The organism is Enterococcus larvae, from assembly GCF_017830045.1.
Classification (GTDB): Bacteria; Bacillota; Bacilli; order Lactobacillales; family Enterococcaceae; genus Enterococcus_L; species Enterococcus_L larvae.
In genome coordinates, this window is the sequence record NZ_JAEDXU010000015.1 from 39,314 (window position 1) to 53,535 (window position 14,222).

Annotated in this window: 16 protein-coding genes and 2 tRNA genes; 6 read left to right on the forward strand and 12 right to left on the reverse strand. The window is 39.2% G+C overall.

The window, feature by feature from the left end:
• Positions 1–37 precede the first annotated feature (37 nt).
• From I6N96_RS18810 to I6N96_RS18820, 3 genes are all read right to left on the reverse strand, one after another.
• Positions 38–271: a hypothetical protein gene (locus tag I6N96_RS18810; protein ID WP_209559117.1), complete on the reverse strand. Its 234-nt coding sequence runs from the start codon at positions 269–271 to the stop codon at positions 38–40.
• 154 nt (positions 272–425) lie between these two features.
• On the reverse strand, positions 426–1,022 hold the full coding sequence (gene yqeK / locus I6N96_RS18815; protein ID WP_209559118.1) for a bis(5'-nucleosyl)-tetraphosphatase (symmetrical) YqeK: 597 nt from the start codon (positions 1,020–1,022) through the stop codon (positions 426–428).
• 46 nt (positions 1,023–1,068) lie between these two features.
• Positions 1,069–2,043 (reverse strand): aromatic acid exporter family protein, encoded by a 975-nt coding sequence (locus I6N96_RS18820; RefSeq protein ID WP_209559119.1) that lies wholly within the window; start codon positions 2,041–2,043, stop codon positions 1,069–1,071.
• A gap of 108 nt (positions 2,044–2,151) precedes the next feature.
• Here I6N96_RS18820 and I6N96_RS18825 point away from each other — a divergent pair, with 108 nt between their 5' ends.
• Positions 2,152–2,748, forward strand: a complete 597-nt coding sequence (locus I6N96_RS18825) for an FUSC family protein (RefSeq protein WP_209559120.1) — start codon at positions 2,152–2,154, stop codon at positions 2,746–2,748.
• 322 nt (positions 2,749–3,070) lie between these two features.
• On the opposite strand, the gene floT is transcribed toward I6N96_RS18825, so the two are convergent.
• On the reverse strand, positions 3,071–4,552 hold the full coding sequence (gene floT, locus I6N96_RS18830; protein WP_209559121.1) for a flotillin lipid rafts scaffold protein FloT: 1,482 nt from the start codon (positions 4,550–4,552) through the stop codon (positions 3,071–3,073).
• Positions 4,553–5,093: 541 nt separating this feature from the next.
• Complete coding sequence (locus tag I6N96_RS18835; RefSeq protein ID WP_209559122.1) at positions 5,094–5,618, reverse strand: NfeD family membrane protein; 525 nt, start codon at positions 5,616–5,618, stop codon at positions 5,094–5,096.
• A gap of 453 nt (positions 5,619–6,071) precedes the next feature.
• On the opposite strand from I6N96_RS18835, the gene I6N96_RS18840 reads away from it, so the two are divergent.
• A complete protein-coding gene (locus I6N96_RS18840) occupies positions 6,072–6,758 on the forward strand; it encodes a DNA/RNA non-specific endonuclease (RefSeq protein ID WP_209559123.1) in 687 nt (228 codons plus the stop codon).
• 9 nt (positions 6,759–6,767) lie between these two features.
• Positions 6,768–7,172 carry a hypothetical protein gene (locus I6N96_RS18845; protein WP_209559124.1) on the forward strand — a complete coding sequence of 135 codons (405 nt, stop codon included), beginning with the start codon at positions 6,768–6,770 and terminating at the stop codon, positions 7,170–7,172.
• Between the two features lie 48 nt (positions 7,173–7,220).
• Here I6N96_RS18845 and nagA read toward each other — a convergent pair whose 3' ends face one another.
• Both nagA and I6N96_RS18855 read right to left on the reverse strand, forming a co-directional pair.
• Complete coding sequence (gene nagA / locus I6N96_RS18850) at positions 7,221–8,369, reverse strand: N-acetylglucosamine-6-phosphate deacetylase (RefSeq protein WP_209559125.1); 1,149 nt, start codon at positions 8,367–8,369, stop codon at positions 7,221–7,223.
• 82 nt (positions 8,370–8,451) lie between these two features.
• The gene (locus I6N96_RS18855) at positions 8,452–9,279 is read right to left on the reverse strand and encodes a helix-turn-helix domain-containing protein (RefSeq protein WP_209559126.1); all 828 of its coding nucleotides are present in this window, start codon (positions 9,277–9,279) and stop codon (positions 8,452–8,454) included.
• 190 nt (positions 9,280–9,469) lie between these two features.
• On the opposite strand from I6N96_RS18855, the gene I6N96_RS18860 reads away from it, so the two are divergent.
• Positions 9,470–9,649, forward strand: a complete 180-nt coding sequence (locus I6N96_RS18860; RefSeq protein ID WP_209559127.1) for a hypothetical protein — start codon at positions 9,470–9,472, stop codon at positions 9,647–9,649.
• A 295-nt stretch (positions 9,650–9,944) separates the two neighbouring features.
• Here I6N96_RS18860 and I6N96_RS18865 read toward each other — a convergent pair whose 3' ends face one another.
• Together I6N96_RS18865 and I6N96_RS18870 are read right to left on the reverse strand one after the other, a co-directional pair.
• Positions 9,945–11,162, reverse strand: a complete 1,218-nt coding sequence (locus tag I6N96_RS18865; RefSeq protein WP_209559128.1) for a pyridoxal phosphate-dependent aminotransferase — start codon at positions 11,160–11,162, stop codon at positions 9,945–9,947.
• A 189-nt stretch (positions 11,163–11,351) separates the two neighbouring features.
• The gene (locus I6N96_RS18870) at positions 11,352–11,555 is read right to left on the reverse strand and encodes a hypothetical protein (protein WP_209559129.1); all 204 of its coding nucleotides are present in this window, start codon (positions 11,553–11,555) and stop codon (positions 11,352–11,354) included.
• A gap of 279 nt (positions 11,556–11,834) precedes the next feature.
• On the opposite strand from I6N96_RS18870, the gene I6N96_RS18875 reads away from it, so the two are divergent.
• Positions 11,835–12,278, forward strand: a complete 444-nt coding sequence (locus I6N96_RS18875) for a PH domain-containing protein (RefSeq protein ID WP_209559130.1) — start codon at positions 11,835–11,837, stop codon at positions 12,276–12,278.
• 111 nt (positions 12,279–12,389) lie between these two features.
• On the opposite strand, the gene I6N96_RS18880 is transcribed toward I6N96_RS18875, so the two are convergent.
• Positions 12,390–12,473: transfer RNA gene (locus I6N96_RS18880), tRNA-Leu, on the reverse strand.
• 371 nt (positions 12,474–12,844) lie between these two features.
• Here I6N96_RS18880 and I6N96_RS18885 point away from each other — a divergent pair.
• The gene (locus I6N96_RS18885; RefSeq protein WP_430650184.1) at positions 12,845–13,381 is read left to right on the forward strand and encodes a GNAT family N-acetyltransferase; all 537 of its coding nucleotides are present in this window, start codon (positions 12,845–12,847) and stop codon (positions 13,379–13,381) included.
• A gap of 99 nt (positions 13,382–13,480) precedes the next feature.
• Here I6N96_RS18885 and I6N96_RS18890 read toward each other — a convergent pair.
• Positions 13,481–13,564 (reverse strand) — tRNA-Leu (locus I6N96_RS18890).
• Between the two features lie 135 nt (positions 13,565–13,699).
• The gene (locus I6N96_RS18895) at positions 13,700–14,191 is read right to left on the reverse strand and encodes a hypothetical protein (RefSeq protein ID WP_209559131.1); all 492 of its coding nucleotides are present in this window, start codon (positions 14,189–14,191) and stop codon (positions 13,700–13,702) included.
• Positions 14,192–14,222: the final 31 nt, after the last annotated feature.

The window sequence follows — 14,222 nt, forward strand, 5'->3', positions numbered from 1 at the left end:
ATTTCCCAGCTGCTTTAGCTATTTTATTGATTTCTTTTCATTCTGCTATTCGTCGTTTGATCAACGAGCGTTCTCTTTTTCGGCTTGACTGACTTGCTTGGCTGCCTAATTGCTCCAAAAGATTTTCATGGGCTTTCATCTTTAATTTTTGCCCCTGCTCTGCATCCATCTCCATTATTTCTGCAACAGATTCCTTGTCCATAAAACTCCCCAAAAGATCTGCCATTTGCTTGGCCTGCCGCAGCATGAAATCTTCTTCGTACTTTGCCATAACTACCCTTCCTTTTCCATTCTTACAAGTTAACACCCCACACGCTTAAACCTTACCTCTCACCCAACTGAAAGTCAATCACTTTTTTCTTTTTGACACGAACTGCCTATCGGTATCGATTCAGATACGCTAAAAGCTTCAACAACAAGTATTTTCAAGAACGTCTTTGTTGAATGAGTGCTGTTCTCGCTTGCGCCAACCATGGATGGATAACCAATATATCATTGGATAAAAGATAATCGATGTACACTAGAGAAGCTTCTTCCAGAGAATGATTCAAAGCAGATTCCAGCTTTGTCAGATATGGAGGCTCCCCACCTTGATCCCATTTGATTTTATCCGCAAGAAACACTAACTGATCCATTTTGCTTGGATTTCTTTTTAGCGTTGTATGACATTCGATTGCTGATAAAACCGAGGAGTCCTCAATTCGAAATAGTTCCTTTGCCATATAACGGGACAGCTTCTGATGACTAAGCATCGGAACTTGACGTTCTTCCTCGCAGATATCAATCCCCAACTGTTGAGCTAGTAGAATTTTCTCTTCATTTGGAACAACCACACTGATATCATGCAGCAGTCCCGCTTGTTTTGCAGCTTCTCTATCTCCGCCAAACCGCTCAACCAATGCAGCTGCACAATCAGCAACCTCAATCGAATGGACAGCTACATGTTCGAATTCAGACCCTAAATAGTTTCGGATATCACTCGTCAAATCTTGTGTCAATATTGGTTTCTTAAGTGTACTCATGCCTTTTCTCTCCAATCAAGTAATCGATTATGCTGCTGAGGCCTTTCTAGTCATTTGCCTTCTTTTCAAGTAGATGATCTTCAGCAAACTCTTTTTTTGTTTCAATAAACGAGTAGAATAATTGAAGAAACTGAAACAGCTTGGCTCTATTCTCAAACTCTTCTCTCGTCTTAGGTAGGGCACTCTGACGATACTCTTCATAAACTATTCCAATCTGATCCAATATGTCCCTTCCATCGTTAGCCTCTGAAAAGGTCCGTGACGTATATTCCAACAACCTCTTAATACTCTTGACCTGATCAGCTTCAACAACCACTTGCTCCAATAGTCTCAGCATATCCTTTAGAATCGAGCTTTGCATTTTACGCATAATAAAATAATCCAAATAGTAATTATCCTTGGAAAGCAGTTGATTTTCAGCGTGGTTCTTCGCCCAGTCCTGTCCTTCATTGATGAGAGCCTTCAATTCATTACAGCGCTCAAATAGCATCCGTTCCTTCTGAGTTTCATTCAGGTACATCGCCATATCATGTAGAATCTTTCTAAAAACTGCTTCAATGGCCTCTTGATCTTCCTTCAGTCGTTTTTCCACATCTGGCATATACATATTCAACAGCAATGCCATACCAACACCGATGATCATCAACAAAAACTCATTACCAATCAACGACCATGACAAGCTCTTTTCAATTAGATAATGGGTAACCAATACTGAGCTGACAACGATTCCATCTGACAGATTCAAAGAAACCGCTGCAGGGATAAATAGAAGTAAATAGACCCCAAATCCCCAAGGTGTGAACCCTAAGATCTTAAAACAAACAAAAGCTATTCCTGTAGCCAAGGCCAATGACAGTAGTCGGTTTATTCCGGTAAACAAAGATGTTTTTTTCGTCGGTGTTACACTCAGCACGGAAATGATTCCCGCAGAAGCCGGATTCAGCAAGCCAAGCGCTGATGCTATCATCATGGAAGCCGCAGCACTAACAGCTGTTTTGATGGTTCTTAATCCTATTTTCATTTGCAGCCTCCTTACAAAAATATTATTCTTTCTTACTTAGCACTAGTAATTTTACCTCTATTTCGGTTATCATGGAATAGTAAATATTTTTTAGGAGAGAAATATTCTATGACAATCGGTCCATTCCGTTTAGGTATGCGAACAATAAAAAGTGCTTTAGCTGTAATGATTTGTATTTTGCTATTCAAGGTATTCGATCGTGGTGCACCAATGATTGCGGCACTGGCAGCTGTTTTTTCTCTGCGTCAGGATTTAACAACAAGCCTGTCCTTTGGAAAATCAAGAATTATCGGTAACTCTATAGGCGGTGGACTCGCCCTTCTTTATTTTGTTGTCCAGCAGTACTTCTCAAATGATTTTCTTGTTGAACTGCTTTTCCTGCCGCTCCTAGTGATCCTTGTCATTGTACTGTCTGATGGTATCGGCAATAATCCCGGAATCATTTCGGCAATTGCAACTCTGTTGATGATCGCTCTAAGTGTGCCTCAGGGAGAATCTGTCTATTATGCCTTTGAACGGGTACTTGACACCTTCATAGGTACGTTTGTTGGAATCTCTATCAATTTTCTGATTCGGGCAAAGCCTGTTGAAAAGAAGCGCCAAATTGATGAAGATCTGGCAGAGCTGGAAAAGAAAGAAAAAGAGCTGGAAGAAATGCGTATAAGTGTGAAAAAAAGAATTGAAGAAGAGGAACACCCTCAATAAAAGCAATGACTTCAAAAAAACTGCAGCAATAGCGTATAAAAAGTTAACTATCATATTTATTACCTAAAAAAGACTGTCTGAAATTTTCGGGCAGTTTTTTTTCCTAGAACTGCAAAAGCAAGACGGTCCTTTATGTTGAGCTATATACTATTTCGATATCAACAGTCTGAAAGATGCAACGCTCTTCATTCCAATTGCTTTTTGAAAACTTACTTGACTCCATTTCTCACTCTTTATAGATCGTCACAAATAATCTCAGTAAAAAAGAGATGGATTTCTCCATCTCTAAAAAATCAGTTATTATTGATTTCAACCTACCAGTTTATTTATCCTGTGTATCTGTTGGTTTGCTGTTTTCATAGTAGTTCACACTGCTGCTGGTGCCTTTTTTCGTAAAGTTTTCAATCAGTTCCTTTACATCGATCCCAGTAGATTCTTTCAGTGTTTCCTGTGTTCCCGCCAGTAGATTCGTTGCATAATTCGTAATGCGGTTCGCACCTGAATTTTCGCCGCCTGATCCAGTGTCAACAACAGAAATCTTATCAATGTTACCCAATGGCTGAGCAGCCTCTTTCATCAATTGCGGCAACATTTCCATTACCATGCTCAATACAGCAGCTTCGCCGTATTCCTTGAAGGCATCGGCAATTTTCTGTTTTGCTTCGGCTTCTGCTGTTCCTCGAGCAAGGATCGCCTCCGCCTGAGCTTGACCGGCAAGACGTGTTTGATTCGCTTCGGCTTCTGCCAGCGCTTCTACTCTAAAACGCTCTGCTTCCGCTTCAGCTACTTCTCTCGCCTTTTGAGCAAGAGCTTCCTGTTCCTTCGCATAACGATCTGCATCAGCTTTTTTCTTCACTTCTGAATCGTATTGTTTCTCACGACGAGTGATTTCTTTTTCTTCCAACTCGATCTGCTTCTGACGTTCAATGACTTTAACTTCCATCTCCTGTGCAATAACCTCTTGTTGGGCACGTGCACTTTCCAAGTTATAAGCCTGATCGGCTTTCGCTTTGGCAATATCTTGTTCCTGCTTATACGTAGCAAGCTTCAATTCTTTTTCCTTTGAAGCTTCAGCGATTTCAGTCTGTCTCTGCAGCTCTGCTTGTTGTGATTCCTTTTCAGCCTCTGCTTTTTTAATTCTCGTTTCCTTCAACGCTTCAGCTTCCGCAATATTTGCATCACGTTTTACCTGTGCAATCCTTGGTTTACCTAACGAATCCAAATACCCATTCTTATCACGTACTTCTTTAATTGTGAATGATACGATGATCAGACCCATTTTCGCCAAATCTACACTGGCTACTTCTTGTACGCTTTGGCTGAACTTATCTCTATTCTGATAAATTTCTTCTACGGTCATTGAACCCAAGATCGAACGCAAGTGTCCTTCAAGAACCTCGCGGGCTTCATTTTCAAGCTCTTCTCTTGTCTTACCTAAGAATTGTTCCGCTGCAGTTGCGATCTCTTCTACAGAAGAGCCGATTTTGATGATCGATGTCCCGTCACACATAACCGGAACCCCTTGTTCTGTATATACTTCGGGAGTCGATACATCCAACTTGCTGGAAAGCAAGCTGATTCGATTAGAACGTTGGAAGACCGGTAGTACAAATGCACCGCCTCCTCGAACGATTTTGATCTTATTGCCGCGCTCATCTGCATGAACATTTTTCGTTCCAAGATAGCTACCACTAATAATCAGCGCCTCATCCGGCTTCGCTGTTTGATACTTTGAAACAAAAATAATCAATAGCATTAGTAAAATAAAAACAACCAATATAATCGGTGCAAAAATCCCTATCATGTGTAAGTCTCCTTTGTTTTTTTGTAGAATCAACTCAAGTTATTTCATTGATTCTTCATTTTAATGGTCCGATAGCCTCTACTTCTAGGTTCTTGTTTATGCAAGAGTAGAGGTCCTCCTTTGCTTTTTTGAAGAAACTGATCAAGTTATTTCTCAGTTTCTCTATTTTGGAGGTCCGATAGCCAGTTCCCTAGCATACTTGGTAAAAGGGAAATGGTCCTCCTTTGCTTTTTTGAAGAAACTGATCAAGTCATTTCTCAGTTTCTCTATTTTGGAGGTCCGATAGCCAGTTCCCTAGCATACTTGGTAAAAGGGAAATGGTCCTCCTTTGCTTTTTTGAAGAAACTGATTAAGTTATTTCTCAGTTTCTCTATTTCGGAGGTCCGATGCCCAGTTCCCTAGCATACTTGGTAAAAGGGAAATGGTTCTCCTTTGCTTTTTTCTTCTTGTTGTTCGTTTTTTTGTAGATAAAGTTGCAGGAATCGTATCTTTTCTGCGATGAACCTTTATGGAATTTTTTATTCCAATCTTTATGAGCTTCTTAAATCTTTAATGTGTTTTCATAAGGGACTACGTAACACACCCGATCCCTTATTTCAATGATCAACACCATTGCTCCTCGTTCAACCCCCGTTTCCTGAGAAGTATAGAAAGCTGCGGGTCTGCTTAAAGAACCTGTCACACTTTTGAATTGAATCTCCCCCATACCATTAACTGGAATTGGTGTGATGACTGTTGCTGTGCTTCCTTCCATATCTTTTTCAGAGATAGACATTGTAGCCTCTGCATTTCTCATCGGCGCAAATAAATAGAAATTTAGTAAAAAAACAGCTACTGTCGAAACAGCTCCGCTCACCAGAAAAATCAGTATATGACTCCAATCAGTCAAGTATTCCCCAAAATAGCCCAATAAAGAAGTAAAGGCCAACCATGGAATAATCAGCATCGGATCAACAGGTCCATCAAAATCAAAAATGTCCCCAATCAACAGCAAAATAACCGCCAATACTGCGCAGATGATCAAAACATATAAATAAATCGTCTGAATCGGTATCCCTTGTATCACTTTCTCACTCCCTTTCCTACCTAGTACTTCTTATATTCTATCAATAATTAAACAAAAATAACAGGATATATCAAAAAATCATCACTCAACATACGCGAAATTCCTTTTATATTAAAAAAATTCGATGGATTCTTCCAAAAATAAAAACATTCAATAACAGAAAACGCTTTCCATCCAGTGGAATTCTTCATATTATATAGACAGAAATAAATAGCGGAGGAAAATAAAACTTCTTTTTTACTTTACAAAACCCACGTCTTAATAAATTCTTAACATTTAACATCGCTTGAGTTATTGTGCAATTGACTTGTATTTTGTTCTCCTCTTCTCTTCTGAAAAATCAATTTTATGTCCAATGACCTCTTATAGAGAAATCCTCTAAAAAACTTTCAGTTTGCCTACTTTTTTCGTATAATAAGAAAATGAGTGTAATTGAATAAAGGAGATTTTTTAATGGCAGGTAAAAAGAAAAAGGATACAAAAACGCAACATCCAATGATGATCATCGCCGGAATTCTAGTCGTTCTTGTCTTGGGCGTACTGGGAATACAGGTTCCTTCTGAACTTCAGGATTTCCTAGGTTTGGATACAACACCGGTAGAGCAAAGTCTGCCGTCATCAAACTCGAATCAAAATAATGCTTCTGAAAACCCGGGACCCGAAGAGCTAGGCCAGGCTTCGTTTTCTGACAGCGAGATGAAGAACAGCTCAAAGGGCTGGATCACTTACCATAAACTTGATTCTCTCGGACGGGCAACAGGTGCAGATGCCTTGCTGACGCCTGATATGGTCAATACTGGAACCTCAGCGAATCAGAGTATTCGTCCTCCGGGGTTTATTTCCGGGAAAGAGCCCTACGATCATTCCAGAGGACATCTGATCGGGCGACAGCTTGGAGGTACGGGAGATGACAGTCGAAATCTTACGACACTCTATCAGACACCCGTCAACGCCCCTTATATGACCAAGTACGAGAACCAGATAAGAAAAGCGATGGATAACGGCGAAACGATTCGTTATCGTGTGACCCCAATCTATGAGGGCTCAGACCTCCTTTGTCAATCCATCGAAATGGAAGCAAAGGGTCTAAGTAAGAACAGTGACATTGATTTTTATGTCAGAATTATAAATGAAAAGTAGGTGAATGGTATGAACTTTCGTGAAATACAAGAGAAATCTGACGTTCAAGATCCACATTCATTTTTACAACTGATGATTACTGAACAACAAGATGAAGATGATCCCTTTTTTATTTTTCAGACAGATATTGAACAAAGGTTTGAGGAAAACGTGCGATTTCTCGCCTCTGAAGATACCTTATCAGAAGCAGATATCCACTATTGGCAGGAAACAGATTTCCTGGTTGTCTGCCAAACGATCGATGGCGATTTTATCGGGGGAAACAATGATGAAACCTTTGTTATTCCCAGCTCTTTGTATAAGCAGGATATTGAGATTTTCCCGTTGTTCTTAAGTGAGTTTTTTGCCTCCTATGAAGAAGGCAAAATCGACTCATCGATTTTACCAGCTGTATCTGGCTCTGAAACTGAATAAAAAAGAGATCCGCGACTCTTGCAAGTCGCGGATCTCTTTTTTATTCAATTATGAACGGTAGCGTTCTACACCATCCAGATAAGTTGCTTCCAACTCCATTGATGGATTCAGCACAATGAAATCTGCTTCACGACCACTAGCGATCATTCCACATTTATCATCGATTTTACAGCTAACTGCGGGTACAAGGCTTGCCATCATCACTGCCTGCTCTGGCGTAGCAATTTCCCAGTCTACAACATTTTTGATTGCTTCTTTTAATTTTAAGATACTCCCAGCAAGATTTCCAGATTCCATACGAGCTGTTCCGTCTTTTACAACAACTGGGAATTCTCCAAGGTTATAGTCTCCATCAGGCATACCACCAGCCATCATACAGTCTGTAATCAGAGCAACATGGTCATGCCCTGTTTTCTCCATCAAGATATCTGCTGCATTAGGATGCACATGATGACCATCACAAATCAACTCAGAAAAGACATGCTTCAGAGACATCAATGCACCAACCATACCAGGTTCACGGTGGTTCAGTCCACGCATACCATTATAGGCATGAACAAACACACTTGCACCAGCCTCAACAGCTTCTGTAGCCTGTTCCAGTGTCGCATCACTATGTCCAAGAGACACAACGACACCTTCATCTGTTATCGTTTTAACAAATTCCTTCACGCCTTTACGTTCAGGAGCTAATGCGATTTTCTTGATCAAACCGCCGGAAGCCTCTTGCCATTCATGGAAAGTAGTTAAATCAGGATCACCAAAATAGCTAGGATTTTGCGCCCCTTTATGTTCTTCAGTGAAGAAAGGACCTTCGAAATAAATCCCTTGAATTTTCGCACCCTCTACATCCTGATAGACCTTGCCGATCGTCTCAGCTACATCCTTCAGACGTTCTTTAGTGGATGTAAGAGTTGTCGGTAAAAATGAAGTCACACCACATGAAAGCAGTCCTTCTGACATTACTTTCAGCCCGTCTGCATCATTATCCATGACATCATGATTCATGAAACCATGAATATGAGTATCTACTAAGCCAGGTGCGATCCATTTGCCTTCTTCTCTAATTACTTTTGCTTCTTTGTCGGGAAGCTCTTTATAAAAATCGCCAAATAGCCCATCAGTGATTTCCAGATACCCAGGACCCTTCACGTCACTTTTTAAAAAGAATTTTTCTGCAAAGATAAATGTTTTCATATTCATCCTTCTTTCTAAAGTTTTCTCACTGTTTAAGTTACTCTTAATAGCCGCAGAAGTCAAGAATGGTGTAGACCTTTTATTATAATTTCAGATGTGCAATCTGCCCCACATGGCCTGCCATTTGACTGTAAACCTTTGCATTCGGATAATCATCCACTAGGCTATACAGCTCGCTCTTTAAATCAAACAACTCTTCAAGATAATAATAGCTGTTCTTTTTACGTGCCCAAGAGATCCCCTGGTCAATGTAAATCAAAGCTTCCTGCACCCGTTTTTCCTGAAGCAGAAAATACGCATAGTTAAAAAATATTTTAGTCAACTCTGCATTTATCCGCTCATTTGGGAGTTCATGAAAATAATGAATACTCAATTTCAAATATTTTTCTCCCTCATCGCGTTTGCCCATCAATCCATAGGTAATGCCGATACAACTAATGATTTGTATTTCAAAATCTGATAAATTCGTCTTATTCGTCTGATACGTATAAGAAAGCCCTTTTCGTAAGTTGAAAATTGCTTTTTCATAATTATTGTACAGATAGAATTCACAACTGCCCAGATAATAATAATAGCGCTGCCAGTCTGAATCCAAATAAATACGATCCTCTAATTTTATCGCTTTTATAAAGGAAAGAATTTTTTCATACTCCTTATGACGAAAATAATTAGCGATCTTTTCAAATGTCTGCATCAGCATCTGAACCTCTTCAGAACGAAAATGCATGATCTGATCCATCGTTACACCCAGACGCTGACAAATCTGCTGCATCACAACAACATTCGGAAGCTCTTCATTGTTCTCGATCCGACTAAGGACACTTTGCGAACAAATATCTTCCGACAGCATTTTTTGCGTCAATTTCCTTTTCTTTCTTATCTCTTTGATAACACTCCCAAAAGAATTCATGATTTCTCCCTTGTACCTGTTATTAATGAAAAAAATATATAAACCATTAAATATATTATAAATAGCAAAATATGCGAATTCGCATTTTGAATTCATTGTACTTTATTGCATAATAAACTGCAAGAATATACTTCACCCACTTCACCCACTGTCGACATCACTTTATTTTTAAAAATAAGGAGTGTTATACATGACACAAGAAAAGAAAGTAAGTTTTAATTGGGAAAAAAGTAATCATGTTGGCTACATTGAAAAAGAGTATGAAAATTCTTATCTGGTTGTAGTTGATGATCCAAGCTCTGATATGAAAGAGAAATACACCAATCGAATGATCATAAGCAAAAAAGAGTGCACGTTACTCAACACTTAGCAGCAAGCATTGGTTGAGTAAATACAGAATTAGGCAAGCTCCTTCAGAAACCGTCATCTGAAGAGCTTGTTTTTTTATCTTCCCTCACTCTCATTTTCGGGCCATTTACATAATCTTTTATTCTTGTACTTCATAAGAAATATTTATCGAATATAAATTGAATAAAAAACAGGAAGTTGCCCATATCCGTATGCTTCGCTTAGAAAAAAGGAGCTGTGACAGCAATCTGCCTCAGCTCCTTAAAACTGAAACAGCATGTGGCAGAAGCAACTTCTGCCACAATCTTCGGCCAATTCTATTTCTGTTTATAAGTACTTAAAAACTCTTCCATCTTCTCAGCAGTAACTTTCAAATCTTCCAATTTTGGCAAATAAACGATTCGGAAATGATCCGGCTGATTCCAGTTAAAACCGCCACCGTGAACAAGCAGGATATGATGCTCATGAAGAAAGTCTAAAACAAATTTTTCATCATCATAAATATTGAAACGAGCAATATCTATTTTCGGAAAAATATAGAATGCTGCCTTCGGTTTCACGACAGACAATCCAGGGATAGCACTGATTGCATTATAGATATACTCCCTTTGTTCATAAATCCGACCACCCGGCAATAGAAGTTCATCTACGCTTTGATAACCGCCTAAAGCGGTTTGAATGATTTGCTGTGATAGAACATTTGAGCATAATCTCATGGAAGAAAGCATATTCAAGCCTTCGATATAGCCCTGCACGCGAGATTTATCGCCACTAAGAACCATCCAGCCGCACCGGAATCCTGCTACTCGATGAGACTTAGACAAACCATTTAGAGTCACAACAAATAAATCAGGTGCTAATGTTGCAATCGGAATATGTGTCAGTCCATCCATCACCAGTCGATCATAGATTTCATCAGAGTAAATGATCAAATCATTCTCTCTTGCCACCTTAACGATTTCTTCCAATAGCTCTTTAGGATAGAGTGCACCTGTTGGATTATTCGGGTTGATAATAACGATAGCTTTTGTATTCGCTGTAACCTTTGATTTGATATCATCAATATCCGGATACCACTCGGCCTGTTCATCACAAACATAATGGACAGGTTTCCCGCCGGCAAGTGACACAGAGGCTGTCCACAAAGGATAGTCAGGCATTGGCACCAGCACTTCATCACCGGTATCCAATAACCCCTGCATACACATGGTAATCAGTTCACTAACTCCATTTCCTGTATAGATGTCATTGATCGTCACATTTGGAAACTGCTTTAGCTGGCAGTATTGCTCAATCGCTTTTCTTGCAGAAAAAATTCCTTTAGAATCAGAATAGCCTTCTGAATTGCGCACATTCGTAATCATATCTCGTACGACCTCATTCGGCGCATCAAAGCCGAAGGGGGCGGGATTTCCAGTATTTAGCTTCAAGATATTGATGCCTTCTTCCTGCATCCTGTCCGCTTCTTCTAAAACAGGTCCACGAACATCATAGCTTACATTATCAAGTTTTTTTGATTTTTCAAAATTTCTCATACGGAATCCCTCATTTTATAAAATTTATACTGTTTAAGTTACGCCAGTATAGAAAAAATTGCAACGATAATTTTCAGAATTTACAAAATTTTTTATTAGAGTCTTACATAATGTCGTTGATGGCTTTAGTGATTGTCCTTCCTTATCAGGAGCTTAGATCAGCTATGGCTCTTTTCCAATACGCTTTTGCTATCTTAGCAGCCCTTCTTCAACCTTACTGACTTTCTTAAAAAAAGGCTCTCCACGGATACAAAAGCCCAACAGGAATAATTGCCCGCAATGGCTGCATTTGAAATAATGAACAACGGTGTATTGCGTTTCCTCTTGAAGTATTCTCTCAGAGGATTCAAAAGAACAGTTACCATTCACATAAATCAACTTTCCAGTTGTCATAGCCTCCTTACAATAGTCGAAAATATTTATTTCAGGTGCTTCCTTTCCCCCCTTAAATAAAGGCAGTTCAGTACAAGAACGGCAGTTCATTTTCCACCACATTCGCAGTCCCCATTTCTTTATTGATGTCACTATCCATGCATCAGCAAGCTTCCTACTTAAAAATTCACTACTTTTTACACAACGCTTATGCTTTAATTAGTATAAGCATATAATTCAGTCGGATGGCTTTGATTGAATTGCATCAGCTAAATTCTATCACATAAGGGAGGAATAAGAATGGCAAAGTTTGGTTTTGGTAATATTGTACAGGGTGCTTTAGGAAATTATTCTGAAAAAACACCGAAAGAATTGACGAATGAGTATCGGGGATATTTATTCGAAGACGAAGAGATTCTTATAGGGTATCAATTAGTTCGTGATGCACTGATATTCACAAATTATAGAATTTTATTTATTGATAAACAGGGTGCGACCGGAAAGAAGACGTCTTTCAAATCAATCCATATGGACGCTATTATTGATGTTGAAATGGAGACGGCCGGCTTCGGTATCGATGATAGTGAAATCGTGATCACCTATTTAACGAATGCTAATCAGCGATCAAACAATGAAACCCACGCCCGCAACAAATTTGAGTTTCCTAAAAAAACGGATATTCTTCCCCTTTATCAGCATTTGGGAAATATCAGTATGAAGAATAGAGAGCGAATCAATCGCTGATTTCTGATCCGACTGAATAGAAAAAGCCGATTTTCTCAACAGAAAACCGGCTTTTTTAGACTGATATGAGTAAATAAAAAAAACAGAACAACAAGGTTCTGTTTCATCAGATGCGGTCAAGAAGACTCGAACTTCCACGGTATTTCTACCACTAGCGCCTGAAGCTAGCGCGTCTGCCAATTCCGCCATGACCGCAAAATAACAATTGGCATCGACAACTTGCCGACCTATTTATAATAAAGTTTTAGCGGAATTTTGTCAACCCATAACTTGTTCAGCTCTTGTTAAAAAGCAGCCTCATACTAGTAATTTCTTTATTTAGCTGAGAACAAAGATGACTTCTCTTAAATAGAATCCTTTATAGTATTTACTAGAAAAAAACAATTGTTTTGAAAACAACTAACTTCTATCTTCAAACTCACTACAATCGTCAGAACTGATTACTTTTATTCCTGATAAGGAAAATCGTAGTGCAGCCTATATATATAGTAAAGCATGAATTGTTGCCTTTTCATTAATATGGTAAAATTCACAAGGAATATTTTCTTAATAAGGAGGTCAGGAAAATGATGGAATACATGGAAACGCAACGACTGCAGCTCTTCCAATGGTCAGAGGAATATCTTTCCGATTTAAAGGATTTTTTACAAGATCCAGAAGTGATGTATGCTTATGAACATGGCTTTACAGATGAAGAGGTACAGAATTGGTTGAACTGGAATCTCGAGAATTATCAGACATATGCCTATGGGTTATGGGGAATCAGGGATAAAGAATTGAACACCGTGGTTGGTGAATGCGGACTGACACAGCAACAGGTAGACGGCATCGATTATCTTGAGATCGGCTACCATTTGAAAAAAGAATTCTGGCACATGGGATATGCGATTGAGGCAGCTGAGCTGTGTAAGACGTATGCATTTGAACAGACAAGCACACCTGCTGTTGTTTCCATCATAAGAGACACCAATCTGCCTTCTATGAAAGTAGCTATTCGTAATGGTATGCTGCCGGAAAAACGCTTCGTTAAAACCTATATGGGTATCGACATGCCTCATTATTTGTTTATGATCGATCGAGAAACCTATGAGCAGAATAAGTAGAAGGATTTTCTTTGATATTTGAATAGAAAGCAGAACAAAAAACTCAGGTCCCGCTTATCAAACAGCTTTGTTTGATAAGCGGGACCTGATAACTTTTTATGCGGCCAAGAAGACTCGAACTTCCACGGGAGATCCTCCCACCAGCCCCTCAAGCTGGCGCGTCTGCCATTCCGCCATGACCGCTTCATGTGTTTGATGTCAGAAACACAATACTCTTGTAATCTTAAAATAACCCGTTAAAATTGTCAATAAAAATTCTTTTTACACATAATATATATGCATGTCCAAATGAAGGCGCTGAGTGATAAAATTAAACATTCATGATCTTAAATCAAAATGACCATGATAGCTGAAATCCAACTCTTTTGTCAGCTTGAAATGAAGATTGGTAACGATCAACGCTTCTTTGTTTGCCTGTATGAAAATATCCCCATGATCAAATCGTTGTGCCTCATCAAAAACCAGATAAGCTCCATCATATGGATTAGGCATCACAGCATCTAAATACTGCTCATGATCAGTGATAACAGGAACCTGTCGAAACAGCTTACGCTCATACCGCAACTTCTCATTCAGCCCATTTTTTAATGCCAGCTCAGTTAAAAAAGATTTTTTCTTATTAAGCAAGTTCAACACCCTTGAAAGCTCAGCAACCAATACTTGCTTCTCTTCCTCAGTCATTTCCGTCAAATAGGCTTCTAAATCAAATGTTACCTTTGACTTCTTCCCCCAGATCATTGTTTCAAAACCATAAACCGCACCCTCATGATCGATCCAATCCTTTGAAGCGGGAACAACAACAGTATCCATTTTCTCTCTCCTAATTTCAAGCAAAATTTTT

Excerpts from the sequence above, each read along its gene's own strand:
- I6N96_RS18810 (WP_209559117.1), bottom strand. The coding sequence starts at position 271 with ATGGCAAAGTACGAAGAAGATTTCATGCTGCGGCAGGCCAAGCAAATG.
- yqeK (WP_209559118.1), bottom strand. The coding sequence starts at position 1,022 with ATGAGTACACTTAAGAAACCAATATTGACACAAGATTTGACGAGTGAT.
- I6N96_RS18820 (WP_209559119.1), bottom strand. The coding sequence starts at position 2,043 with ATGAAAATAGGATTAAGAACCATCAAAACAGCTGTTAGTGCTGCGGCT.
- I6N96_RS18825 (WP_209559120.1), top strand. The coding sequence starts at position 2,152 with ATGACAATCGGTCCATTCCGTTTAGGTATGCGAACAATAAAAAGTGCT.
- floT (WP_209559121.1), bottom strand. The coding sequence starts at position 4,552 with ATGATAGGGATTTTTGCACCGATTATATTGGTTGTTTTTATTTTACTA.
- I6N96_RS18840 (WP_209559123.1), top strand. The coding sequence starts at position 6,072 with ATGGCAGGTAAAAAGAAAAAGGATACAAAAACGCAACATCCAATGATG.
- I6N96_RS18845 (WP_209559124.1), top strand. The coding sequence starts at position 6,768 with ATGAACTTTCGTGAAATACAAGAGAAATCTGACGTTCAAGATCCACAT.
- nagA (WP_209559125.1), bottom strand. The coding sequence starts at position 8,369 with ATGAAAACATTTATCTTTGCAGAAAAATTCTTTTTAAAAAGTGACGTG.
- I6N96_RS18855 (WP_209559126.1), bottom strand. The coding sequence starts at position 9,279 with ATGAATTCTTTTGGGAGTGTTATCAAAGAGATAAGAAAGAAAAGGAAA.
- I6N96_RS18860 (WP_209559127.1), top strand. The coding sequence starts at position 9,470 with ATGACACAAGAAAAGAAAGTAAGTTTTAATTGGGAAAAAAGTAATCAT.
- I6N96_RS18865 (WP_209559128.1), bottom strand. The coding sequence starts at position 11,162 with ATGAGAAATTTTGAAAAATCAAAAAAACTTGATAATGTAAGCTATGAT.
- I6N96_RS18870 (WP_209559129.1), bottom strand. The coding sequence starts at position 11,555 with ATGACAACTGGAAAGTTGATTTATGTGAATGGTAACTGTTCTTTTGAA.
- I6N96_RS18875 (WP_209559130.1), top strand. The coding sequence starts at position 11,835 with ATGGCAAAGTTTGGTTTTGGTAATATTGTACAGGGTGCTTTAGGAAAT.
- I6N96_RS18885 (WP_430650184.1), top strand. The coding sequence starts at position 12,845 with ATGATGGAATACATGGAAACGCAACGACTGCAGCTCTTCCAATGGTCA.
- I6N96_RS18895 (WP_209559131.1), bottom strand. The coding sequence starts at position 14,191 with ATGGATACTGTTGTTGTTCCCGCTTCAAAGGATTGGATCGATCATGAG.